Here is a 24,852-nt window from a genome sequence, read left to right as displayed (position 1 = left end):
ATCACATTCTCTCCGGCGCTTCCACTCCCAGTATTTTCAATCCGTTTCGCAGAACAATTTGTGTTGCAATACAAAGCGCAATTCTTGCCTCAGCCAATTTTTTTTCTGAACCAATAATCCGGCATTGTGTATAGAACCGGTGGAATGAGGCAGCCAATTCTTCCAGGTAAGCAGTAATTCTATGTGACTCAAAATTTTCAGCATCGTATAAAATTTCTTCTTCAAACTCATGAAGCTTTTTAAGTAAGTTCTGCTCTTCATCAGTAGTAAGTAAATCCAAATTTTCAATTGATGATTCTAACTCTTCACCTTTAGTCATTTTCAGGATAGAAGAAATTCTTGCGTGCGCATATTGAAGATAGAAAACTGGATTTTCATCAGAATGAGTTTTTGCTAATTCTAAATCAAAATTAAGATGACTTGATATTCCGCGCATATTAAAGAAGTATCTTACAACATCACTCCCAACTTCATCAATCAATTCATCGAGAGTTATATAATTCGCTTTGCGCGTTGACATTTTTACAACTTCACCTTTATCCATAATGGTAACAAACTGGTGAATCAAGACTTTTACTTTGTCAGTATCGTAATCGAGGGCTTTCAATCCTGCAAGCACATCCGGATAAGTAGCATTATGATCAGAGCCAAAAATGTCAACCATCAGATCGTAACCGCGATGATATTTTGTTTCGTGATAAGCTATGTCAGGTAATCGGTATGTTGGTTCACCGGTTGATTTTACAATAACTTTATCCTGCTCTTGATCAAGTTCAGTAAGTTTAAGCCAAACAGCACCATCTTTTTCATAAGAAAGATTTTTAGCTTTAAAGGTATTTAGCAGCTCTTTAATCTTTCCATTTTCGTAAAGAGTATTTTCGTTGAAATAATTTTCGAACTTAATTTTAATCCGTGCAAGTGTTTTTTCAATATCTGTAAAAATTTCTTTCTCGGCAGCTTCTTTAAATTTTCCTTCAGGAAGCTCATCAATTAATTCTGAGCCGTAAGTTTTAAGGAGAGTTGAGGCGATATCTTTAATATATTCACCCTGGTAGTAATCTTCGGGAAATTCAATTTCATAACCAAGTAATTCTTTATAACGAAGTTTAACTGATTCACCAAGAACGCGCATCTGTCTGCCGGCATTGTTAAAATAATATTCGCGATCAACTTCGTATCCAATCCACTTAAGCATATTGGCAGCTGTATCTCCAAAAACTGCATTTCTGCCATGTCCAACAGTTAATGGTCCGGTTGGATTTGCAGAAACAAATTCCACCATCGCTTTTTTGCCAATATATTTTTTAGATTTGCCGTAATCCTCTTTCGCTTCAATTATCTCCTTTACAATCTTAGTAACAAAAGAAGATGTAAAATGAAAATTGATAAAGCCAGGACCAGCTATTTCTACCTTGGAGATTATATTTTTGTTGTATTCTAAATTTGAAATAATTTCTGTGGCAATTTCTCTTGGATTTCTTTTCAATTGTTTTGTAAGAAGCATAGCAACGTTTGTAGAAAGATCACCATAATTGGAAATGTTAGGAACATTAAAATTAATATTTACACTTTTTAAGTAATCTAATTTTTGCGAAAGGTTTACAAATATTTCATTCAAATACTTTTTCAATTTATTCTCCAGCAATTTCCAATGGATGTAATTGTAGGTGGTTTAACTTAATGATTGTAGTTTATCTTCAACCAGTTCAGTTGGTGCATCTCCCCAAAGTTTTTCCAGGTTGTAATACTTTCTCGATTCATTTTTAAATACGTGAACAACTACATCAAAGTAATCCAGAAGTACCCAATTGAGTGCTTTGTATCCTTCTTTGTGATAACATTTAATTCCCTGCTCACTAAGCCTGTCATCAACTTCATCTGCAATCGCCTTAACCTGCATATCGGAATCTGCCGAACAGATTACAAAATAATCTGTAATAGAAGTTATTTTCCGTAAGTCCATAATTTTAACTTCATAACCTTTCTTATTAAAGATAAGGTTTGAAATTTTTTTTGCTAAAACTTTCGAATCCACATTGCTCCTTTTATTTGTAAGGTTTAAGTTGATTAAAATCTCTTCCAATAATCAACGAAACATCCAAAAAGTAATCATTATTAATTTGTTCAATAATATTTTCATTTTTAACACCAAGTAAATCAGCAACTTTTTTTGCATTTGCTTTATTACCAATTCTATCAATTACTAATGTATGCGATATATCATTTATATATTGGTTGTTAACTATGTAATTGCTAACGTTAACAACATCAAAATTATTTTTCCGTAAAAAATCTGTAACTTTTTGTCCTGTTCCACTAACGCCGCATCCATTTAAAACTTCCAATTGAACAATATTAGATGCTGTATGCTTATTATCCTCCAGTCCATTATCAGATTCTTTAATAAATATTTTGGAGATAATCGAAAAGGTCATATAAATAATTATAATTCCAAGAAGTAAAATGGCTACGTTTAAAAACAAATTTTTTGTTGATGATTTTTTATCAACTTTTGAGGTAGGTTTATCTGATCGTTTTACTTTATTTGTCAATTACCATCCTAACCATTCATTATCCATTAATCCACGATTCATATATCTTGAATTGCCATAATAAGGGTTGTAGTATCCTAATGGATTATTTCTATATTGTATATTTATTTTAAAATTCTCCCAGGGTTCGTAATTGATAGCTGCCTTTGTTAAATAAAGTCCATTTATTTGATTGGCAAAATTCTTTCCAAAGGAGTTGTAAGGAGAATTAACCAAGCTGATATCAGCCTGAACATTGAGATTTTCAGCAAACTTGTAAAACATACTATTTGTATAAACACCCAGCGCCATGCCATTATTTCCAAAAGCTGAATATGAAAGATCTACTGAATGGTGCATTGAAAAATTATTAGGATTTATAAATCCAAGTACTAAACTTGGAGTATCATTCCTTATAAGTCCTTCATGAATAGTTGGTCTATTATCCACCTGATCTTTAAATTGAGCAAATGAGACAGCAGTAATGACCAAATATAAAACTATAAATAACTTTTTCATATCTAACCTTCCTTTACCAAAACAATTGTAATTAAAAGAAAATAAAAAAGCAATGAATTCAACTTTTAACTTATACAATTCTAAATTGGGAAAAGGTTCCTTAATCTAAATTAAACAACATTTTTAACTTTATTTTCTTTATCAACCAGAATGATTTTGGGTTTGTAATTTTTTGCTTCCTCTTGAGTCATTGAAGCGTAAGTTATAATAACTATTTCATCTCCAACAGCACCGAGCCTTGCTGCTGGTCCGTTCAAGCAGATCATACCACTTCCGGAAGGACCTTCAAGAGTATAGGTTTCTAAACGTGAACCATTATTTACGTTAACAACCTGAACTTTTTCACCAACCAATATTCCTGCAGCATCAAGTAGATCTTTATCGATAGTTATACTGCCTTCATAATAAAGTTCGCTCATCGTAACGGTTGCACGATGAATCTTCGATTTGAACATTTCAAGCATCATAATTCACAAATTCGCTATTTTTTTAATAATTAGAACTTAAAAACAAATTGTAATAACGTTGATAAATATCAAAAAAAAATTGCTCTATTACAATATTTTTTCTATAGGCTCTTGACTATTCGTCTTAATTTCATATATTTCATATAGAATTATATGAAAAGAAACAAAACATATTACTTTAATTTTACAATTAATTTTTGGTGGTTTACTATAAACACCCTAACATAGTGAATTAAAGTAAGTAATATTTAAACATATAAAAAGCCTTTCTTAGTTCACTAGGAAAGGCTTTTTTATTGGATAAAACAAAATGACATTTGAAATATTTAAAGAATTAGCTCATAAATACAACTTTATTCCGGTTTATGAAAAGATTACTGCAGATCTACTTACTCCAGTACTTGCGTATCTTAAATTAAGAAAACCGAATACACAAAGTTTTCTTCTGGAAACAGTTGAAGGTAAAGAAAGTTTAGGACGGTACTCATTCATTGGAATAAATCCCGAAAAATCATTTTCTAACTTCGGAATGGATTTAACAGTACATAAAGATGGTTCTTCGACCCAGATGAAGAAAAATATATTTGATTTTATCAAGGAAGAGATAAATTCACGTCACCATCCGCAGCTTGCCGAACTTCCAAACTTTACAGGTGGAATTGTTGGATTCCTTGGCTACGAAAATATTTCACTTATTGAAAACGTTCTAAGTTTTAAAAGAGATGATTCTAATAATCCTGATTCAATTTTTGGAGTTTATAATACTACTATAGCTTTTGATCATTATAAACATCAGATTATTTTAGTTACAAATGTAAATGTTCAGGATGAAACAAATTTGGAAGAAGCATATCTTCAAGCAAAAAAAACAATTAGAAACCTTAGAAAAGACTTAGCAAAACCTCTCATCTTTAAATCTGATTTTAAACTCCTGAAAGATGTTGAAGTAAACATTAGTGATGAATCTTATCATCAACTTGTAGATGCAAGCAAAAATAACATTCTGGAAGGAGATATTTTCCAAATTGTATTATCCAAAAAATATTCATCCGAGTTTAGCGGCGATCTTTTTAATGTATATCGTTCTCTGCGAATAATAAATCCTTCACCTTATATGTATTTCCTTGAGTTTGAGAATGATTTCACAATCATCGGCACTTCACCCGAAAATTTAGTTAAAGTAAAGGATCGAGTTGCAGAGATATTGCCGATTGCAGGAACAAGAAAAAGAGGAAATACCGTTGAAGAGGATTTAAAACTGGAAAATAATCTTGTCAGCGACCCAAAAGAAATTGCTGAACACATTATGCTTTTAGATTTGGGTAGAAATGATTTAGGAAGAGTTTGTGAGTACGACACAATAAAGGTAATCGAAGAAATGAAAGTTCATCGCTTCTCACACGTTATGCATCTTGTTTCTAAAGTGCAGGGTAAATTAGCGGACGATAAAGATTGCATTGATACATTAAAAGCATGTTTTCCTGCAGGAACAGTAACCGGTGCTCCAAAAATTAAAGCAATGCAGCTTATAAATGAATATGAAAAAATGAGTCGTAATGTTTATGCTGGCGCAGTTGGTTACATCGATTTTTCTGGCAACCTTGATATGTGCATAGCTATTAGAACTTTATTTGCAAAAGGAAGAATTGTAAACTGGCAAGCTGGTGCGGGAATAGTGGCAGATAGTATTCCACATCTCGAATCAAAGGAAATTAAAAACAAATCGGCTGTTATGAAACACGCTTTAGAACATGCAGAGGTAATAGATGAAGATATTAGTGATTGATAATTACGATTCATTTACATACAACCTGGTTCAGTTATTGGGAAAATTCAAACAGGAAATGGTTGTAAAAAGAAATGATGAAATTACTGAAGAGGAAATTGAAACAATAGCTCCGGATAAAATTCTTCTTTCGCCAGGACCTGGTCGTCCGGAGGATTCCAAAATGACATTAACTTCTATAAATAAATTCGGGAAAAATATTCCTGTATTAGGAGTTTGTCTTGGGCATCAGGCAATTGGTTATTGTTTTGGCGGTAAGATTGTAAAAGCACCCGCACTGATGCATGGGAAAACATCTCAAATCAAACATGATGAAAAAACAATATTCAAAAATATTCCACAGCAGTTTATAGCCACAAGGTATCATTCTTTAATTATTGAAAAAGAAAGCTTACCAAAAGAGTTGGAGATTTCTTCTTTCACTGATGCTGGAGTTATAATGGGAGTACGGCACAAGAACTATCCGATTGAAGGGATACAATTTCATCCTGAATCTATTTTAACTATTGAAGGTGAAAAAATAATAAACAACTGGTTACAATTATGATTAAAAATTATATAGAAAAAATACTTGAACAAGAGAATCTAACAATTTCGGAAGCATATGACGCTATGGATAATATTATGAGTGGTAAAGTAAATAATTCGCAGCTTGCTGCGTTTCTGATTGCATTAAAAGTAAAAGGTGAAACTGCTGAAGAAATCGCAGGACTGGCAAAAGCTATGCGATATAAAAGTATTAAGCTTGATGTTGACAATGAAAATCTTATTGATGTTTGCGGCACCGGGGGAGATTCATCCGGTACATTTAACATTTCTACCGCTGCTTCATTTGTAGTTGCGGCAGCAGGTGTAAAAGTTGCAAAGCACGGTAACAGATCAATCTCCAGTAACTCTGGCAGCGCAGATGTGTTAACTGAGCTTGGAGTAAACATAAATTTAAATGCGGAGCAATCTTGTGTTGCTTTAAAGGAAATTGGAATAAGCTTTTTGTTTGCGCCAAATTTTCATCCAGCAATGAAATATGCAGCAGCCGTTCGGAAAGAATTGGGAATGAAAACAGTTTTTAATTTACTGGGTCCGCTAACAAATCCAGCAAATACAAAAAAACAATTGATAGGTGTCTATAATAATAAGTCATCAAAACTGATGTCAGAAGCCGCTGGACATCTTGATATGGAAAAAGTTTGTTTCATTTGTACCGGAAACAATCTGGATGAAATTTCTCTTATTGAAGATACTGATGTAAATGAATTTAATAAAAATACCGAACTGAATAATTACAAATTATCGCACGATAGCTTCAACTATCCACAGCTTAATATTGATGACATCAAAGGCGCTTCTCCAAAATATAATGCAGAACTAATTTTAAATTTATTCAAAAGTAAAAAAAAGAACGCTGCATTTTTTGTAACATCTGCTAATGCAGCGGTTGCTTTGTATTGTGGTAACTTTTCCAAGGATTTGAAGGTATGTAAAGATGCAGCAGAAGAAGCTATTTTAAGCGGTGGCGCTTTATCAAAATTGCATGAACTTAAATCAATAAGCGAGAGATTTTCTTGAACATACTTGATAAAATAGTTGATTCAAAAAAGCAGGAAGTAAAAAAACTCCGAAAGGAATTTTCCATTGAGGATTTTGAGAAATCTCCTCTTTTCAATAAACTTTCTTACAGCTTGATGAACCATATTTCCAGCGATAAAAATATATCTATCATTGCGGAAATCAAGAAAGCCAGTCCTTCTAAAGGGATTCTAAAAGAAGATTTTAATCACTTAGAAATTGCCAGAGCTTATTTTTCCCAAAATGTAAATGGAATTTCTGTTCTAACAGACGAAAAATATTTTCAAGGAAATATTTTATACCTAAAAGATATTGCTGAGATAAAAAATAAGCCATTGCTTCGCAAAGATTTTATTTTTGATGAGTTGCAGGTTTATGAAGCCAAAGCGAACGGAGCGGACGCAATACTTTTGATTGCTGAGGTATTAAGTGCAACTCAAATTAAAGAATTAACTTTGACTGCCCAACAAGTTGGTTTAGAAGTGCTGCTTGAGCTTCACTCAGAAAATCAAATTAGTAAAATTGATTTTGGACTGAACAAATTAATCGGGATTAACAACCGTAATTTGGAAAGTTTTATAACAGATATTCAAACAACTGTCAACATCTCAAAACTAATTCCTGATGATGTTCTATTGGTTTCAGAAAGTGGAATAAAATCCAAATCAGATGTAAATATTTTGAAAACGGCAGAAATTGATGCTGTGCTTGTTGGAAAATATTTTATGAAAGCAAAAGATATTGAAGAAAGCATTAATGAATTTAAAAGCTGGTGTACTATTGAAAGTTAAAATTTGTGGAATAACAAACTTGAATGATGCACTTCTTTGTGAAGCCAGTGGAGCCGATTTGCTGGGATTCATTTTCTTCAACAAGAGTAAAAGATTTATTAATTTTGCAGAAGCCATCCAAATAATTAAAAAGCTATCACTTTTTACAATCAAGGTTGGCGTTTTCGTAAACGAATCACCAGAATTAATAAATTCAATAGTATCGCAACTTAAACTTAATGCTGTACAGCTTCACGGGAATGAAACACCGGAACTTGCTGCTAAAATAGAAGCACCGGTTATAAAAAGTTTTAGCGTAAAAGATAATTTTAACTTTGATGCAATTAATGAATTCAAAAATATTACTCCCCTGCTGGATACATTTTCTAATATACAGTATGGTGGAACTGGAAAGAGTTTTAATTGGAAAATTATTCCAAAAAATATTCGCACTAATATAATTTTGTCTGGAGGAATATCTTACCGCAATATCGAAGATGTAATTAAAGAAGTGAACCCTATTGCCGTTGATCTTTCTTCTTCACTTGAAAGCGAACCGGGAAAGAAAGATGAAATAAAAGTGAAAGAATTTTTCAATAAGATAAATCAAATAAGGAGAGCATTATGGTAATCATAATGGATGTTAATTCACCACAATCCGATGTGGATAAAGTAAAAGAAAAAATTGCAACTGTTGGTTGTAAACCACATTTAATTTATGGCGCACAAAAATTGGCAATTGGATTAACCGGTCCAACAGAAGCACTCGATGAAGAAGAATTCCAGTTAATGGATTCTGTGGAAGAAGTTTTGCGCGTAAGTAAAAAATATAAACTTGTAAGCCGCGAAGTAAAAAATGAAGATACTGTAATCAATTTTGGTAGTCATTCAATCGGTGGAAAGGAACTTGGAATAATTGCGGGACCGTGTTCTGTAGAAAGTCGCGATCAAATATTTGAGATTGCCGGACAACTTAAAGAAATGGGAATAAAATTCTTTAGAGCTGGCGCTTATAAACCGCGCTCAAGTCCATACGCTTTCCAGGGAATGAAAGAAAAAGGATTACAGATTTTGGCAGATGTAAAAAAAGAATTTGATATGATGATTGTAACTGAAGCAAAAGATAGTGAAACTCTCGAAGCGGTTGCTGAAGTTGCTGACATAGTTCAAATTGGTGCACGAAATATGCAAAATTATAGTTTGCTGGAAAAACTTGGTAACATTTCAAAACCAATTCTTCTTAAAAGAGGAATGGCAGCAACCATCGAGGATTTACTGATGAGCGCAGAATATATAATGTATAATGGTAACCATAAAGTAATATTTTGCGAAAGAGGAATTAAAACTTTCGAAACATATACCAGGAATACTCTCGATTTAAATGCAGTTCCAGTTATAAAAAAACATTCGCATTTGCCAATTATTGTCGATCCTTCGCACGGAATTGGAATTTGGGATAAGGTTCCTGCAATGGCAATGGCTTCGGTGGCTGCTGGCGCTGATGGTCTGATTATCGAAGTTCATCATAAACCGGAAACTGCATTATCAGATGGATATCAATCTTTAACTCCAAAAACATTTAAACGGTTGTTGGATAAACTTGAACAATTAGCTCCAATTGTAGATAAGGAAATGAAATTATTATGTACAACCTAAAATATAATAGTCCGGATATAAAAGGAAAATTTGGAAAGTTCGGCGGTAAATTTGTTCCGGAAACTTTGATGTCTGCCTTAAGAGAATTAGAATCACTTTATACTAAAGTTAAAGATGAGCCTTCATTTATTTCTGAATTAAATGATCTTCAGAAAAATTATAACGGAAGACCAACACCACTAACATACGCTGGCAGATTAACAGATTATTTTGGTAAAGCAAAAGTTTATCTTAAGCGGGAAGATTTATGTCATACAGGAGCACATAAATTAAATAATGCACTTGGACAAGTTTTACTTGCAAAGAGACTTGGTAAAAAAAGAATAATTGCTGAAACTGGTGCTGGTCAACACGGAGTTGCAGTTGCAACCGTCTGCGCCAAATTCGGATTGAAATGCGCTGTCTATATGGGTGAAGTTGATGTTGAAAGACAAAGTTTAAATGTGTTTAGAATGAAGTTATTGGGAGCTGAAGTTGTTATGGTTTCATCAGGCAGCAAAACCTTAAAGGATGCAACGAATGAAGCAATTCGCGATTGGGTTACCAATGTTAAGGATACTCATTATATAATTGGCTCTGTTGTTGGTCCGCATCCATATCCAATGATCGTTAGAGATTTCCAATCAGTTATCGGAATTGAAACAAAAGAACAAATCTTAAAACAAGAGCACAAACTTCCTGATTATATCCTTGCCTGTGTTGGCGGCGGAAGTAATGCAATGGGAATCTTCTATTCATTTATAAATGATAATGTAAAATTAATTGGAATTGAAGCCGCCGGGTTAGGATTGAATTCCGGAAAACACTGTGCCTCTCTTACCTTGGGTAAAGAAGGAATATTTCAAGGAATGAAAAGTTACCTACTTCAGGATGGAAATGGACAGGTATCAGAAGTGCATTCAATTTCTGCAGGACTGGATTATCCTGGCGTTGGACCTGAGCATAGTTTATTGAAAGATCTGGAAAGAGTTAAATACTTTTCCGTTACTGATGAAGAAGCACTTGAAGCAACAAAACTTCTTTCTAAGTTAGAAGGAATATTGCCAGCATTAGAAACCGCTCACGCAATTGCTTATCTAAAATATTTATTACCTCAAACCTCCAAAGATGAAATTATAGTAGTAAATATTAGTGGCAGAGGTGATAAAGATTTAAATACAATTATAAAAAATATTAATATTTAATTTCCTTTTCCTTTATGGAAGGAACTTGGAGCAGGCTCTTGATAAAACTATCAGAATACATTAAATCAATAAACGATAAAAAAGAAAAAGCTTTATCAATTTTCTTAACTGTGGGGTTTCCGAATAAGAATAATTTTGTTGATCTTGCTATAAAAGTTTTAGATTCCGGTGCAGATTTAATCGAGCTTGGCATTCCATTTAGCGATCCACTTGCAGACGGTGTAATTATTCAGCAATCATCGCATTTAGCCATAGAGAATGGAATAAATTTAGAAACAGTTTTAGAGTTTACCAACAAAATCAATGTTCGAACTTCTAAACCAATTATACTTATGGGGTACGCAAATCCTATTCTTAATTATGGTGTAAAGAATTTCCTAAAAGATGCACAAAACTCTGGTGCATCCGGACTAATTGTTCCGGATATTCCTCTGGAAGAAATGGATTCATTTTTTGAAAATAATCGAAGTGATTTGGATATTATTCTTTTAACAACTCCAACTTCGTCAGATGAAAGAATAGAAATGATTGATGAAAAAAGCAGCGGTTTTGTATATTGTGTAAGCGTATCCGGCACAACTGGAATTCGGAAAAACTTTTCTGAAGAAACCTTAAACTCTTTAAAAAGAACTTACTCACTCGTTAGTAAAAATAAAATGTTGATCGGATTTGGAATCTCAACTCCGGAGAACATAAAAGAAATTACTCCATACTGCGATGGAGTAATTGTTGGAAGCGCTATAATCAAGCAACTGATGAATGATAATAAAAGTTACGACAAAACCTTAACCTTGATAAAAGAATTAAAACAATCTTGCACAATTAATTATTGATATACAAATATTTAATTTCTGGTTTCCCGATTATTCAGGACTTAAGTTTTGCAATCATCTCAATTTCAACAGCAGCACCTAATGGAAGTTCATTTACACCAACAGCGCTTCTTACATGCTTACCATCCTCGCCAAATATTTTTACCAATAATTCCGATGCACCATTTGCAATTTTTGGTTGAGAGGTAAATCCATCAGCGCTATTAACAAAAACTGTCAGCTTAACAATTCTTTCAATGTTATCTAAACTTCCAGTTGCAGATTTAACAACACTTAAACAATTCAGCACACAAATTTCTGCGGCTTTTTGTCCCTCTTCTTCCGAAATATCTTTACCAAGTTTTCCTTTATAAGTCAATTCTCCTTTTACCATCGGAATCTGTCCAGCGGTAAATACCAACCCGTTAACAACTAAGGATGGTAAATAGGCAGCAATTGGCTTTGGCGCATCGGGGAGAAAATATCCAAGCTGCAATATTTTTTCTTCAATCATTTTTTTCCTCATTAAATTAATGCTGTACCAAGTTACTCTAAAGGAAAAATATTCGCAACAGAATTAAGTTCTTTGTTTGCTCGGAATTTTCATTCTTAGTAACTTTGAAATAAAAGAAAGGAAATAAATGCTGAATAATAAATTTGCAGAATTTGTTGAAGTTGTTGAAAAACTGCGCAAAGAATGCCCATGGGATCGTGAACAAACAAATGATTCAATTAAAGATGCAACAATTGAAGAAACTTATGAAGTTGTTGAAGCCATAGACAATAAAGATTTTGAAGAATTGAAAATTGAGCTTGGAGATTTATTGCTTCATGTTGTTTTTCATACTGTAATTGCCCAGGAAGATAATCATTTTACATTAGATGAGGTTATTGAAAACATACATGAGAAACTAATTCGTCGTCACCCACATGTTTTTGGAGATACAGAAGTTTCAGGCTCAAAAGAAGTTAAGAGAAACTGGGAAACAATTAAATTATCCGAAGGGAGAGATTCTGTTCTGGAAGGCGTTCCTAAAAATCTTCCTTCCTTACAAAGAGCTCATCGCTTGCAAGAAAAGGCTGCACGGGTTGGATTTGACTGGGAAAACAAGGAAGACGTTTGGAAAAAAGTTATTGAAGAAATAGAAGAGATGCACGAATCCGAAAAGAGCGGAAACAAGGATGAACTGGAAAATGAAATTGGCGATGTATTTTTCTCGCTCGTAAACTATGCGCGTTTCCTTGGAGTAAATCCGGAAAATGCTTTAAGAAGAACAAATGAAAAATTTATTAAAAGATTTGATTATGTTCAGGAAAGAATAAAAGCAACAGGGAGATCAATTTCTGATTCTAATTTGGAAGAGATGGATTTATATTGGAATGAAAGCAAAACCAAATAATGGAAATGGCGAATGGGTATATTGGGAATTGGTAAAATAAAGCTCAGTTCCCAGTTCCCTGTTCTCCGCTTCCATTATGGAATTTTTCATAAGCATTGATAATATCTTTAACCAATTTATGTCGTACTACATCAAGCTTTTCAAAATAGACGAATGTAACACCTTCAACACCTTTTAAAATTTCCTGTATCTGAACTAATCCACTTATAGTTTTAAATGGCAGATCTATCTGTGTAATATCACCTGTAACTATTGCTCTAGAGTTTGGACCAAGACGAGTTAAAAACATTTTCATCTGCATAGAAGTAGCGTTTTGTGCTTCATCTAAAATTACAAACGAATTATTTAAAGTCCTGCCACGCATGTAAGCAAGCGGAACAATTTCAATAATTCCTTTCTCAATGTAATTTTTTAATTTGTCTGAAGGAAGCATATCATCAAGTGCATCATAAAGAGGGCGGAGATAAGGATCAATTTTTTCTCTAAAATCTCCTGGTAAAAAACCAAGACTTTCACCCGCTTCAACGGCTGGACGTGCAAGTACAATTTTATTTATGATTCCTTTTTTTAATGCTGCAACAGCAAATGCAACGGCTAAATAAGTTTTACCTGTACCAGCAGGACCAATAGCAAAACAAATATCATTCTTCTTAACTGCCTGGAAGTATTTTATCTGATTTGGAGTTTTAGCTTTAATGACATCACTTTTTGTGTAAAGAACGATGGTATCGTACTCTTTCTCGCTGATAATTTCTTTACCTTGTAAAGTCAGCTCAATAATTGTTTGTACATCAGAATTCTTCAACGTACCTGTTGTATTTAAAACATAAACCATTTCTTTAATTACTTTATCTACTGCCTCCACTTCTTCGGGAACACCTTTTATAAGAACAGTTTCACCTCGTACTGTAATGATAGTATTAAATCTATCCTCAAGAGGTCTTAAATTGATATCATTTATTCCAAGCAAGGAAAGCATATCAACGTTTTCTAATGTAATTACTCTTTCTAATTGTGTCATATTCATAAATAAAAAAAGCCCTCTTCAACAAAGTTGAAAAGGGCGAGTTGAAATAAATATTAAATAAATCATCAAAGGTAAGTTTTCTCTTATCCTCAATTATTTCTTAACTTCGGGTTTGGTATCAGCCGCTGGAGTTGTGGAAACAGGAGCTGGTTTGTAGTTAGCTCTCAACTTATCATATTTAGCTTTTTCTTCTTCAGTTAAATTAGGAATCTTGAAGATTTGTTTTGGATAAATCAAATCAGGATTCTTAATTTGATCCCTGTTAGCCTGATAAATTTTTGGCCAAGCAAATGCATTACCATAATGTTCTTTTTTCTTAGCAATGTTCCATAAACAATCACCTTTAACTACTGTGTACATAACTTCTTTTGGAGCTTCTACCCAAGCATCCAGTGATCTTTGCATCTGATTCTGAACTTTATCAAAAAATTCTGGTAGAGCAGAAATTCTATTCTTTTTTAATGCATCCAATTCTGTCTGACGATCAGCTTTTGGAGCTTCTTTTCTCATTATCTTGCCATTTAAATCAGCAACTAATTTTCTAAAATTATCAACATCAGCTTTTGTGGTGCCAATTAGAGCATAAAGTTCATCATAACAATCTTCAATTGTTTGAACCTTAACTTCCTTTAACTTGGAAACCTCACCTTCAACTGCATCACGTTCTGTTGTAAGAGTGGTTTTTTGGTCAGTCAAACGACTAATCTCATTCTGCCATTCTTCCTTTGTCATTTTTTCCTGAGCAAAGGATAATGCAGAAAGGAACAATACTAAACTACAAACAAGATAGGTTAATTTTTTCATTTATATTTTCCTCCGAATTTCGTTTTATAATTTAACAGATTACTTAGGTAACTTTTCTAAGTTTTTCTGAGTTTCTTCTTTGTCCTTTGCACATTGTTCTAATTTTGCATTCTTCTCAGCAATTTCTCTTTCTAATTTTGTTTTTTCACTTCTTAGACCGTTAATATCACCATTAAGTGTATTAACCTCTTTCCTAAGAGATTCTAATTGCGCCATCTCCTCCTCGTTTACTCCACCGCAGCCAACAAATAAAACCGCTGCAAAAGCAACCGCGAGACTCGATATCAAAAGACCTTTTAGTTTGGTCATATCTTTCCTCCTAAAAATAGTTTTGATTAAAATTGTAAAAGTACTGATAAAATATTAACAAAAATGCTTAATATGTCAAGCAAAAACCAATATTAATTTATAATAGTTCCACTTTGGCTAAATAAGTCTTCTTTCTACAAAACTTGTAAATGAATTTCCAGCAATTATAATATGATCAAATACTTGAATATCCATAACCTTTCCTGCTTCCACTAACTTTTTTGTTATCGAAATATCTTCATTGCTTGGTTCTGCATTTCCACTTGGATGATTATGTATTAATATAACATTTGCTGCGTTATTTTCAATAGCTACCTTAAAAATTTCTCTCGGATGAACTACACTTGAATTAAGGTTACCAACTGAAATTAATTCATATTTTATCATTTTATTTGCAGTATTTAAACATACAACAAAAAATTTTTCTTTAAGTTCATCTCTTAAAAGTGGGATGAAGAACTCTGCAACCTCTGAAGGTGAAGATATTTTTTTATCCGATAAATACTTGCTTTGAGAAGATACTCGTCTGCTAATTTCAAAAGCTGCTGCAAGTGTTGCAACCTTATCATTACCTATTCCCTTATTTTCTTTAATTTTTTGTAATGAAGTTGAAGCTAATACAGCGAGGTTAGAATATTTGTTAAGAATATCTTGTGCAATTTCAACTACCGGTTTTCCTTTGGTTCCAGTACGTAAAAGAATTGCAACTAACTCAGCATCACTTAAATTTTGAGCTCCTCGCAAAATTAGTTTTTCTCTAGGTCTATCATCTAAAGGAAGATCTTTTACTTTCAAATTCTACCCTGCTTATTTTTTATTAAAGACAAAAAAACAAAAGTTTCTGTTTAACTTTTTCTACTACACTTTTTCTTACCATCCAAAGCAATTTCATTATTTGGATCGAGTTTCAAGGCTCTATCAAAATAAATTTTTGCATCCTTCTGCTTATTGAAGTTTAAACAGACTAATCCTAAATATGAATAAGTTAAAGCATCAGCTTCGGAATTTTTTACATACTCAAGAAAATATTTTTCCGCATTAACATAATCGCCAAGTTTAAAATGAATTTTGCCAGCCCATTCATTTAAAGAAATTTCTTGCGGATTTAAGTTTTTCGCTTTTTCAATAGAAGCTAATGCATGTAAATACATTCCTTTTTGGTAACTAATAATTGCATAAACTAGATGAACTTCCCAGTTGTAGCCAAAAATCTCCTCAGCTTTTTTAGCGGCTTCCAATGCTTCGTTAAATTGATTTAAACCAATGGAAATTTTAGCGATATAAAGATTTGCTTCTGCATTAAATTCAACATTACTGCTAAATGAAAGAAAATTCTGAAAATTTATTTTTGAAATTTCCAATTCATGATTCATAAAGTAAGCATAGCCAAGTAAAAACGAAGCTAAAGGCTGTTCTTCGGGTGTAAAATAAGAAAGAATTTCTATTGCTTCATTCCAGAGTAAATGATTAATAAGTATTTGTCCCAGAAACAATCTGATTTCTTTATCATCAGAATATTCAAGCAGAAAATTGTTAAGTAGTGAAATAGCAGCTTCATGTTTTCCTATTCGGTCATATAAATCAGCAAGTTTAACATACGCCAGGGAATATTTTGAATCCATTTCAATAATGCTTTTATAAATTTGAATGGCATGAAGAAATTTACCTTCAGATTCAAAGTCATTAGCTTTTTTTATTTTATATTCTAATTGAAGCATTATTATTCCCACTCAATAGTTGATGGCGGTTTGGAACTGATGTCGTAAACGACTCTATTTACACCGCGGATATTCCTAATAATTTTGTTTGATACTTTCGCCAGGAATTCATTATCAAATCTGAACCAGTCTGCCGTCATTCCATCAGATGAATTAACCGCTCTTAATGCAATTACATTTTCATATGTACGTGCATCACCCATTACACCAACTGTTTGAATGGGCAGAAGCACTGCAAATGCCTGCCAGATTTTATCATAAAGTCCAGCAATTTTAATTTCTGAAATAAAAATATCATCTGCTTTTCGTAAAACATCAAGACGTGGTTTTGTTATTTCACCTAAAAGGCGCACTGCTAAACCTGGACCTGGAAAAGGATGACGAGCAATGAATTCTTCCGGTAATCCTAAATCTTTTCCAATTCTCCGTACTTCATCTTTAAACAATTCCCTAAACGGTTCAATTAATTTAAGATTCATCTTATCCGGTAAACCGCCAACATTGTGATGTGTTTTAATGGTAACGGAGGAACCTACTACTGAAACGGATTCAATTACATCTGGATATAAAGTACCTTGTACAAGATATTCGGCGTCAGAAAATTTTTTGGCTTCTTCCTCAAATACATCTATAAAAGTATTACCAATAATTTTTCTTTTCATTTCAGGATCTGTAATACCGGTTAATTTTTTTAAGAAAATTTCCGAAGCATCCTTATGAATTATTTTTAGAGAATAATTTTTCTCAAACATTTCCTTTATCTGTGCGCTTTCATTCTCCCTCATTAAACCAGTATCAACATGAATGCAAATCAATTTTTCACCAATTGCTTTGCTAACAAGAATTGCAGCTACCGATGAATCCACGCCACCGCTTAGAGCGCAAATCGCTTTCTTTTCACCAATAACTTTTTTTATTTCATTCGTAGTTGATTCAATAAAATGTTTTGGAGTCCATTCACCTTTTACCTTACAAATTTCTAAAAGAAAATTTTTAATTACTTTAATTCCTTCTTCAGTATGAGCAACTTCCGGATGGAATTGAATCCCAAATATTTTTTTGGATTGATGTTCTATTGCACAGAAAGGCGAGTTTTCTGATGTGCCAACTACATCATAGTCTTCAGGAATTTTTGTTACATTATCACCATGACTCATCCAAACAATAGAACTGGTTTTTACATTATTAAACAAAGGTGATGGCTGAGAAAGATTTAAAGTAGCTTTTCCATATTCACGGCTATTGGCGCTCTTCACCGCCCCACCAAGTTGAAAACATATTAATTGGAGTCCATAACAAATTCCCAAAACAGGAATGCCTAATTCGAATATATTCTTATCCAGTCTTGGAGCGCCTTCATCGTAAACGCTTAATGGTCCACCAGAAAGAATTATTCCAGCAGGTTTAAGTTCTGAAATTTTCTCAACACTAAAATTAAATGGGTGGATTTCCGAATAAACTCCGCACTCACGAATTCGCCGCGCAATCAGTTGCGTGTATTGAGATCCAAAATCGAGAATTAAAATTATTTCTTTATGGAGCATTTTTGTTTGATTATAATTTTAGTTTTCTATGCAACTTAATAGATGCGAAAAAACTAATTCATTTAATTTTATTGACCAATAAGTAGTTTGTACGCTTCACTGTCAAGCAGATCGTTCAACTCTGCTGGATTTGCTATTTCAATCTTAATCAACCAACCTTCACCGTATGGATCAGTATTTACCACCTGCGGCTCATCAGCTAATTTTTTATTCAACTCTTTTACTTTCCCACTGCAAGGGGCATAGAGATCACTCACCGTTTTTACCGCTTCAACGGTACCAAATGATTCACCAGCAGTTAATTCTGTTTTGTTTACATCAATATCCACATAAACTATGTCCCCCAATTCTCCTTGAGCATAATCTGTTACACCAACAGTTCCTAAGTTACCTTCAACTAAAATCCATTCGTGTTCTTTGGTGTACTTTAAATTTTGCGGAACGTTCATTTTAACCTCGATTTATTTTGTTAAAAGATTATCTATAAAACTTGTATCAAATTTTCCGGATAAAAATCTATCATCTTGCAGAACTTTAAGCTGAAAAGGAATTGTTGTTGGAACCCCTTCAATAGTAAATTCCTCCAAAGCTCTTCTTGCTCGTTTGATGGCTTGTTCTCTATCTTCTGCCCATACAATTAGTTTTGCCAATAATGAATCATAATATTGAGGTATCACATAATCCTGGTATATGTGCGAATCTACACGCACACCAAATCCACCTGGAAAATGAAGCGAAGTAATTTTACCCGGTGTTGGTCTAAAATTATTTTCATAGTCTTCAGCATTTATTCTAAATTCAATTGAATGCCCAAAACGATTTCTTAATGGTGCAAAAAGTTTTTCACCGGCGGCTGCTAAAATTTGTTGCTTAATCAAATCAATATTATTCACCATTTCCGTAACTGGATGCTCAACCTGTATTCTTGTATTCATCTCTATAAAATAGAAATCCTTGTGCTTATCCAGAAGAAATTCAATAGTACCAACACCTTCATAATTTACAGCTTTAGCACCACCAACAGCAGCGTCTCCCATTTTAAGTCTAAGTTCATCATCAACAGCAGGAGAAGGTGATTCCTCAATTAATTTTTGATGCCGGCGCTGAACAGAGCAATCTCTTTCACCATAATGAAAAACATTACCAAACTGATCACCAATAATTTGAATTTCCACATGGCGCGGGTTTTCGATATATTTTTCTATATAGACTTCCGCATTTCCAAAAGATGATTCAGCTTCACCTCTTGCAGTCTGAAACGCATTTTCCAATTTTTCATCTTCCCAAACTATCCGCATTCCTTTTCCACCACCGCCGGCAGTAGCTTTAATAATGATTGGATAGCCGACTGAATTGGCTATTTCTATTGCCTCGGGAACTGATTTTACAATTCCATCGCTACCAGGAATAACCGAAACACCAACTTTTTTCATTGTTTCCTTTGCGAATGCTTTGTCTCCCATCGAGTTTATCATTTGCGGAGAAGGACCAATAAACTTGATTTCTGATTCTGCACAAATTTCTGAAAAGTTAGCGTTCTCTGCAAGAAATCCATATCCAGGATGAATTGCCTCTGCACCAGTTATATGAGCAGCAGAAATTATTGCTGGGATTTTTAAATAGCTTTCTTTGGCGGAAGGCGGACCGATACAAACTGCTTCATCGGCAAAGGTTACATGCAGGGAATCCTGATCTGCTTCTGAATAAACGGCAACAGTTTTAATTCCAAGTTCTTTGCACGTCCTTATTATTCTTAATGCTATTTCCCCTCGATTTGCAATCAGAATTTTTTTAAACAATTTCACCTCAAAAATTTCTTTGCAAAGAACTCAATTCCGTTCAATTAAGAATAGCGGTTGGTTATACTCGACGGGTTTTCCATTATCAACAAGAATTTTCATAATCTTTCCATCAACTTCAGATTCGATTTCATTCATAAGTTTCATAGCTTCCACAATGCAAAGGATAGTTCCTTTAGAAATTGTATCTCCAACCTGAACATAAGGATCAGCGTCTGGAGCAGGAGCACGATAAAGCGTACCAACAATTGGGGAACGAACTTCATAAAGATTTGATGCTTGTACTTTTTCAACAGGAGCTTTAATTTCCTGTTCACTTTTTATTTGTGGAATTGCAGCCAAATGTTGCGGAGAAGAAATAGCTGGTTGAGAGTAGACAACATTTGATTGCGAATTCTTTACAATTTTAATTTTTAATTCGCCTTCCTGAACTTCAAGTTCAGTCACACCACTTGTATCAACAATCTTTACTAGTTTTTTTATTAAATCGAGATCCATCGTTCGCCTGTTAAACTAATTTTTAACCCGTTCTACATAAGAACCGGTTCTTGTATCAATCTTAAGTAAATCCCCTTCATTAACAAACAGCGGGACAGAAACTGATGCACCGGTTTCTAACTTAGCAGGCTTATTAACATTAGTAGCTGTATCACCTCTAAATCCGGGTTCTGTTTCTACAACCTTAAGATTAATGAAAATCGGTATTTCAACATTTATTATATCTTCACCATTAAACAGAATTTCAACCTGCTCACTTTCTTTAAGAAACTTAACTCCATCGCCAAAAAGATTTAAAGTAACTGAAAGCTGTTCGTAAGTTTCGTTATCCATACAAACTAAGAATTCTCCTTCTCTGTACAGATATTGATATTTTCTTCTTTCTATTCTAATTGGTTCAATAGATTCACCGGCGCGGAAAGTGTTTTCTAAAACTCTGCCGGATTTAAGATTTTTTAATGTTGTACGAACGAATGCACCACCTTTTCCAGGCTTTACGTGCTGGAACTCGACGATTGAATATAAATCATTTTTGTATCGAATGATTAAACCATTTCTGAAATCTGATGTATCTGGCATAATTCCCTTTATTATTTATTAACAGCAAAAATATAGTTACAGATGTGTATAAAAGTCAATAAATGATTTGCTAATTAAAAATCTTACAACCGTTATAATTGAACTCCAGCTTTACCCGAAGTTCAATTTGAATTGTTACAAATTCCTATTTTTTTTATTCTTCAACCTGTACTAAATACCGGTCAACATCTCTAACAGCCGTGGAAGTTTTATAATCTTCTTTAATTTGTTTAAGAAGTTCTCTGGCTTTTTCTTTTTCACCTGCATCAATATAATTGATGCTTGCTTTTAGCAAATATTCAGCATTCATTGCGTTAACTTTAGAAACATGTCCTGCTTCATTAAACGCATCTCCGGCTTTACTAAATTCCTTTTTGAATTCATAATAACTTGCTTTGCCAGAAAGCGCAGTTGCTTTAAAAGTTTCGTTACTTCCATTATAGTCATTGTAATACTTATAAGCATCTTCCATTTTTCCAAGTGCTGCATAAGCATTCCCTAAAAATATTTTGGCTGCTTCTCCAGTTTGAGTACTGCCATATTCATCAACAATTTTCTTCAATCCAATACTTTTGCTTGCAGGTTTACCATCAATTGCTTCCTGGTAAGCACCTCTTTCATAGCTTTCTAAAACTTTTGCTAATTCAGTACTGGCTTTATCATTATTGGAAGATCTATGATCTATATACCAATAAACAACAGCCACAAGCACTAATAAAATTCCGCCATACATATAAATCTGATTTTTATAATCATTAACGAACTGTATAGTTTTGTAATATGTAGTAACTAGTTTATCCTCTTTAATTTCTTTCTTACTAATTTTTTTCTTTTTAGTTAACACTATAACTCCTAACAAATAATTGATGTTTACAAGTTTAATTAAAATCTATAGTCATCTTAATTGTCCGCAATCATTTTAATAATTGAGTGACGGTATTATCAGATGACAAATCTAATCCGATTATTTTTAGTACGCCCAGGAGGAATCGAACCCCCAGCCTTTGGAACCGGAATCCAACGCTCTATCCAGTTGAGCTATGGGCGCAAATAATTTTAGAACACCTAATTCAGATTGAATTTTTCCAATCATTAAATCTAAAATCTCCATTTGGAAATCAATCTATTCTTATATGGTTGGAAAATATCCAAGCCCTATTATCAAGGAACACTTCCACTCTATAAGAACCAGCTTCACCAATTCTAAATTCTGCTTCAAAACTTTCAACTGAATCATATTGTTTTCCATTCCGAATCAACCTGATATTTCCACTAAGATTTGGTAATAGAACTCTTAGTTTCAATTTGGGAGAATAATTTAGATTATCACCCATCTGGTAAATTTTATGTCCATCTTCCGCAAAGAACCTGAAACCTGAAGCATCAGCGGTGTAATAGTTAGAAACAAAACATCTTCCCGTTTCCAGTGAGGAATAAATTATTTTTTTTGCTTTAGCCACAGCCGCTGGATTATAACCAACTTCAATTTTTTCATTCGTTAAAATATGTGTTCTTATGGATTTGAACAATACTTTATATGGAAAAACTTCTACTTCAAAAAATCCCAGTAAATTAACTTTATGTGCATGGGCATCTACGCCTCCAATTCCAACTACTTTACGTTCCAAATTAAGTTTATCCCACAATTCAAGTGTTTCTTTAGGTGGCGCTTCAATTGTTCTTAATGGATGCACAAACGATTGATATTTATTTTCTTCCGTCAATCGTTCCATCCATTCAGACATATGATTCCAGATTTCCAATCCATTAAAACCAGTAACATGCCAATCGATCCACGGATAAGGTGGATGCTCCTTCATCGAAGAGCGTTTTTCATGCGGGTGGGCTATAAATCCAATACCACCATTTTGTTTTACTTTAGCAACAATTTCTGCTGCAGGATTTCTTGTTGAAATTGTATCTTCAATTCCTAATGCAAGATAGTGATTTTTATTTTCTTTATCGTTTAACTCACACCCAATAAGAACTAAAGTTTTTCCGTACCAACCTTCATAACCTTCCTTTAATCCTCTTAAAGTGTTATGATCTGTTATAATAGTGTAATCCAGCCCTGCTTCGCTTGCTGTAAAACCAATATCTTTAATTTCTCCAGACCCGTCAGAATAGGTGGAATGAACATGAATAGCACCGACATATTCAAACATAAAAACTTAAATTTTGCTTGTAAATATAGCCATAATTCATTTTAGAGAAAAGCGGTTAAAACTTGTGGAAGGTGAATTCAATAATTAAAACTTAAAATCTATATGTTAAATCAGCCACGATTCTATTTGAAGTATTTTTCTTTTCTAAAGTACTTTCAAAACTAAAATTAAGATAAATACTTTTTATAATTCTGGTAGAAATATCTATTGATAAAATATCCTGACTCAGTTTGAAATCGCCGATCCGATATTTATAAACTACTTTACTATATCCACCAGAAACAGAAATTATCCCGGAGAATAAATCTTTGTAAATCATAATTCCATAGTTTATTCCATCCAAATAACTGCTTATAAGACTCGTAGCTGAAAGTGAAATTGAAGATTCTATAATTGGGATATAAGAATAAGTAATATTTCCTCCAAAGTTTCTGGATGGAGTAACGTCATTCTTTTGAAATCTATACCCAGCATTTAGACTGATATAAATGTTATTAATTGGACGTAAACTTAGTCCCAACCTGAATCCCTGCCTGGTTTCATTATCAAATAAAGTAGTGGCAAGGTTTTTATACGTCTCGTAGTAAATAACATTCTTTCTGGCATCATACGAAAATGAAATAGATAACCATCTGTATGGTGAATACCTGGAATTTAAGTAAATGCTTGTTAAGGATAATGTGGATTTGTTTTCACCATTTTCCTTTTTGTAAAGGTCAACTTCAGAAGAGAAAAAGAAATTAAAATCAGTAAAAATATTGCTGTTATGCTGAAAATATAAAAAACGTCTATCTGTTTTAAAATTGTTCGTTTGCTCAAAGACAGCAAATGTATTTTCCATAATTCCACTATTTAAAGTATCCAAATAACCAACATATGCACCAACTTCAAAAAGTTTTGAATCGAATCCAAAATTGCTATAATCTGGCCTGGATCCTACTGCAATCCCAGTATAAATGCCGCTAAAACTTTTTTGAAACTGGACTCCATCGATTGAACCCAGGCTGCTTATTTTCTGATTAATATTTCTGCCAAATAAAGCAAACATCGATTTATCAAAATTATATTTTACAGCAAGATCATATACACGTATATTATTCCAAATATCATCTTTAATCCTATTCCATTCAATTGTACGATAGGAAAAATTCAAATAGCTTGTTAAGGAAAAACCTGAACCGTTAATGTTTTCTGCATCAGTTGAAAAAGTGTAGCGCCAACCCTGATCATTTACATAGGATGAAATGTTTGACAAGCTACCATAAGATTGAACCGAAAATCTACCTCGGAAAGAACTTGAAATCTGTTGTTTTGAAATTTTATTTTCAGGTTTATTTTCAACTATAAGTACGGGAGCAGTTTCAATAGAATCTTTGGATTTCTTTAATTCCGTTACCTGTAAAGGAATTTCTACTGGACCGATTTTGAATAAAGTAACTTCCTCACCTACTTTAAGTTTTGCCCCAGCTAAAATAACTACTGCACACGACCTGCTGGACACAAATTTAATTATTAAAATAGGTTTAGATGTATTGTTAGATATTGTATACAACGTATCACCGGAATTCAACCCATCAGTATTTTTAAAACTCAAATAAGAATATTGAGAGGATTGATAAGTAATCTTACCAAAATATTCATTCATATTTTCTGTCCTGGAGTTTAAGATAGAATGAATAAAGAGAATGATTAAAATATTTAATAGAATAAATTTCATT

Annotated in this window: 28 protein-coding genes and 1 tRNA gene; 9 read left to right on the top strand and 20 right to left on the bottom strand. The window is 33.2% G+C overall.

What is annotated here, in order from left to right; translation table 11 throughout:
- Nucleotide 1: 1 nt before the first annotated feature.
- From argS to NTX22_02920, 5 genes are all read right to left on the bottom strand, one after another.
- The gene (argS, locus tag NTX22_02940) at nucleotides 2-1,630 is read right to left on the bottom strand and encodes an arginine--tRNA ligase (protein ID MCX6149462.1); all 1,629 of its coding nucleotides are present in this window, start codon (nucleotides 1,628-1,630) and stop codon (nucleotides 2-4) included.
- Between the two features lie 42 nt (nucleotides 1,631-1,672).
- Nucleotides 1,673-2,035 carry a ribosome silencing factor gene (rsfS, locus tag NTX22_02935; GenBank protein MCX6149461.1) on the bottom strand — a complete coding sequence of 121 codons (363 nt, stop codon included), beginning with the start codon at nucleotides 2,033-2,035 and terminating at the stop codon, nucleotides 1,673-1,675.
- 10 nt (nucleotides 2,036-2,045) lie between these two features.
- Nucleotides 2,046-2,552 carry a LytR C-terminal domain-containing protein gene (locus tag NTX22_02930; protein ID MCX6149460.1) on the bottom strand — a complete coding sequence of 169 codons (507 nt, stop codon included), beginning with the start codon at nucleotides 2,550-2,552 and terminating at the stop codon, nucleotides 2,046-2,048.
- Nucleotides 2,553-3,050, bottom strand: coding sequence for a hypothetical protein (locus NTX22_02925; protein ID MCX6149459.1), 498 nt, complete (start codon nucleotides 3,048-3,050; stop codon nucleotides 2,553-2,555).
- Between the two features lie 110 nt (nucleotides 3,051-3,160).
- Nucleotides 3,161-3,505: an aspartate 1-decarboxylase gene (locus tag NTX22_02920; protein ID MCX6149458.1), complete on the bottom strand. Its 345-nt coding sequence runs from the start codon at nucleotides 3,503-3,505 to the stop codon at nucleotides 3,161-3,163.
- 322 nt (nucleotides 3,506-3,827) lie between these two features.
- Between NTX22_02920 and trpE the strand changes: the two genes are divergently transcribed.
- The 8 genes from trpE to trpA are packed head-to-tail and all read left to right on the top strand — an operon-like array spanning nucleotide 3,828 to nucleotide 11,312.
- Nucleotides 3,828-5,303 (top strand): anthranilate synthase component I, encoded by a 1,476-nt coding sequence (gene trpE / locus NTX22_02915; GenBank protein MCX6149457.1) that lies wholly within the window; start codon nucleotides 3,828-3,830, stop codon nucleotides 5,301-5,303.
- Complete coding sequence (locus NTX22_02910; GenBank protein MCX6149456.1) at nucleotides 5,284-5,850, top strand: aminodeoxychorismate/anthranilate synthase component II; 567 nt, start codon at nucleotides 5,284-5,286, stop codon at nucleotides 5,848-5,850. The genes trpE and NTX22_02910 overlap by 20 nt, the downstream gene beginning before the upstream one ends.
- Nucleotides 5,847-6,869 (top strand): anthranilate phosphoribosyltransferase, encoded by a 1,023-nt coding sequence (gene trpD / locus NTX22_02905; protein ID MCX6149455.1) that lies wholly within the window; start codon nucleotides 5,847-5,849, stop codon nucleotides 6,867-6,869. The genes NTX22_02910 and trpD overlap by 4 nt, the downstream gene beginning before the upstream one ends.
- A complete protein-coding gene (gene trpC / locus NTX22_02900) occupies nucleotides 6,866-7,660 on the top strand; it encodes an indole-3-glycerol phosphate synthase TrpC (GenBank protein MCX6149454.1) in 795 nt (264 codons plus the stop codon). The genes trpD and trpC overlap by 4 nt, the downstream gene beginning before the upstream one ends.
- Nucleotides 7,650-8,270, top strand: a complete 621-nt coding sequence (locus NTX22_02895; protein ID MCX6149453.1) for a phosphoribosylanthranilate isomerase — start codon at nucleotides 7,650-7,652, stop codon at nucleotides 8,268-8,270. The genes trpC and NTX22_02895 overlap by 11 nt, the downstream gene beginning before the upstream one ends.
- Complete coding sequence (gene aroF / locus NTX22_02890; protein MCX6149452.1) at nucleotides 8,264-9,295, top strand: 3-deoxy-7-phosphoheptulonate synthase; 1,032 nt, start codon at nucleotides 8,264-8,266, stop codon at nucleotides 9,293-9,295. Before NTX22_02895 ends, aroF begins: the two co-directional genes overlap by 7 nt.
- On the top strand, nucleotides 9,283-10,479 hold the full coding sequence (gene trpB, locus NTX22_02885; protein ID MCX6149451.1) for a tryptophan synthase subunit beta: 1,197 nt from the start codon (nucleotides 9,283-9,285) through the stop codon (nucleotides 10,477-10,479). The genes aroF and trpB overlap by 13 nt, the downstream gene beginning before the upstream one ends.
- Nucleotides 10,480-10,517: 38 nt before the next feature.
- On the top strand, nucleotides 10,518-11,312 hold the full coding sequence (trpA, locus tag NTX22_02880) for a tryptophan synthase subunit alpha (GenBank protein ID MCX6149450.1): 795 nt from the start codon (nucleotides 10,518-10,520) through the stop codon (nucleotides 11,310-11,312).
- Between the two features lie 34 nt (nucleotides 11,313-11,346).
- On the opposite strand, the gene NTX22_02875 is transcribed toward trpA, so the two are convergent.
- Nucleotides 11,347-11,805 (bottom strand): RidA family protein, encoded by a 459-nt coding sequence (locus tag NTX22_02875; GenBank protein ID MCX6149449.1) that lies wholly within the window; start codon nucleotides 11,803-11,805, stop codon nucleotides 11,347-11,349.
- A 127-nt stretch (nucleotides 11,806-11,932) separates the two neighbouring features.
- On the opposite strand from NTX22_02875, the gene mazG reads away from it, so the two are divergent.
- A complete protein-coding gene (mazG, locus tag NTX22_02870) occupies nucleotides 11,933-12,691 on the top strand; it encodes a nucleoside triphosphate pyrophosphohydrolase (GenBank protein ID MCX6149448.1) in 759 nt (252 codons plus the stop codon).
- Between the two features lie 43 nt (nucleotides 12,692-12,734).
- On the opposite strand, the gene NTX22_02865 is transcribed toward mazG, so the two are convergent.
- From NTX22_02865 to NTX22_02800, 14 genes are all read right to left on the bottom strand, one after another.
- The gene (locus NTX22_02865) at nucleotides 12,735-13,718 is read right to left on the bottom strand and encodes a PhoH family protein (GenBank protein MCX6149447.1); all 984 of its coding nucleotides are present in this window, start codon (nucleotides 13,716-13,718) and stop codon (nucleotides 12,735-12,737) included.
- 93 nt (nucleotides 13,719-13,811) lie between these two features.
- Nucleotides 13,812-14,522, bottom strand: a complete 711-nt coding sequence (locus NTX22_02860) for a LysM peptidoglycan-binding domain-containing protein (GenBank protein MCX6149446.1) — start codon at nucleotides 14,520-14,522, stop codon at nucleotides 13,812-13,814.
- 39 nt (nucleotides 14,523-14,561) lie between these two features.
- Nucleotides 14,562-14,831 (bottom strand): hypothetical protein, encoded by a 270-nt coding sequence (locus NTX22_02855; GenBank protein ID MCX6149445.1) that lies wholly within the window; start codon nucleotides 14,829-14,831, stop codon nucleotides 14,562-14,564.
- Nucleotides 14,832-14,948: 117 nt separating this feature from the next.
- Nucleotides 14,949-15,626, bottom strand: a complete 678-nt coding sequence (gene radC / locus NTX22_02850; protein MCX6149444.1) for a DNA repair protein RadC — start codon at nucleotides 15,624-15,626, stop codon at nucleotides 14,949-14,951.
- Between the two features lie 50 nt (nucleotides 15,627-15,676).
- A complete protein-coding gene (locus tag NTX22_02845; GenBank protein MCX6149443.1) occupies nucleotides 15,677-16,549 on the bottom strand; it encodes a tetratricopeptide repeat protein in 873 nt (290 codons plus the stop codon).
- A 2-nt stretch (nucleotides 16,550-16,551) separates the two neighbouring features.
- Nucleotides 16,552-18,093, bottom strand: coding sequence for a glutamine-hydrolyzing GMP synthase (guaA, locus tag NTX22_02840; protein MCX6149442.1), 1,542 nt, complete (start codon nucleotides 18,091-18,093; stop codon nucleotides 16,552-16,554).
- A gap of 68 nt (nucleotides 18,094-18,161) precedes the next feature.
- Nucleotides 18,162-18,542, bottom strand: coding sequence for a glycine cleavage system protein GcvH (gcvH, locus tag NTX22_02835; protein MCX6149441.1), 381 nt, complete (start codon nucleotides 18,540-18,542; stop codon nucleotides 18,162-18,164).
- A gap of 12 nt (nucleotides 18,543-18,554) precedes the next feature.
- Nucleotides 18,555-19,892, bottom strand: a complete 1,338-nt coding sequence (accC, locus tag NTX22_02830; GenBank protein MCX6149440.1) for an acetyl-CoA carboxylase biotin carboxylase subunit — start codon at nucleotides 19,890-19,892, stop codon at nucleotides 18,555-18,557.
- A gap of 30 nt (nucleotides 19,893-19,922) precedes the next feature.
- Nucleotides 19,923-20,390, bottom strand: coding sequence for an acetyl-CoA carboxylase biotin carboxyl carrier protein (gene accB / locus NTX22_02825; GenBank protein MCX6149439.1), 468 nt, complete (start codon nucleotides 20,388-20,390; stop codon nucleotides 19,923-19,925).
- 15 nt (nucleotides 20,391-20,405) lie between these two features.
- Nucleotides 20,406-20,969 (bottom strand): elongation factor P, encoded by a 564-nt coding sequence (gene efp / locus NTX22_02820; GenBank protein MCX6149438.1) that lies wholly within the window; start codon nucleotides 20,967-20,969, stop codon nucleotides 20,406-20,408.
- Between the two features lie 154 nt (nucleotides 20,970-21,123).
- Nucleotides 21,124-21,813 carry a hypothetical protein gene (locus tag NTX22_02815; GenBank protein MCX6149437.1) on the bottom strand — a complete coding sequence of 230 codons (690 nt, stop codon included), beginning with the start codon at nucleotides 21,811-21,813 and terminating at the stop codon, nucleotides 21,124-21,126.
- 130 nt (nucleotides 21,814-21,943) lie between these two features.
- Nucleotides 21,944-22,017, bottom strand: a tRNA-Arg gene (locus NTX22_02810).
- Between the two features lie 70 nt (nucleotides 22,018-22,087).
- Nucleotides 22,088-23,134 (bottom strand): PHP domain-containing protein, encoded by a 1,047-nt coding sequence (locus NTX22_02805; GenBank protein ID MCX6149436.1) that lies wholly within the window; start codon nucleotides 23,132-23,134, stop codon nucleotides 22,088-22,090.
- 91 nt (nucleotides 23,135-23,225) lie between these two features.
- Nucleotides 23,226-24,851 carry a hypothetical protein gene (locus NTX22_02800; protein MCX6149435.1) on the bottom strand — a complete coding sequence of 542 codons (1,626 nt, stop codon included), beginning with the start codon at nucleotides 24,849-24,851 and terminating at the stop codon, nucleotides 23,226-23,228.
- Nucleotide 24,852 lies beyond the last annotated feature (1 nt).

This window comes from Ignavibacteriales bacterium, assembly GCA_026390815.1.
Classification (GTDB): domain Bacteria; phylum Bacteroidota; class Ignavibacteria; order Ignavibacteriales; family SURF-24; genus JAPLFH01.
This window is presented reverse-complemented; position numbering and strand designations above follow the sequence as displayed.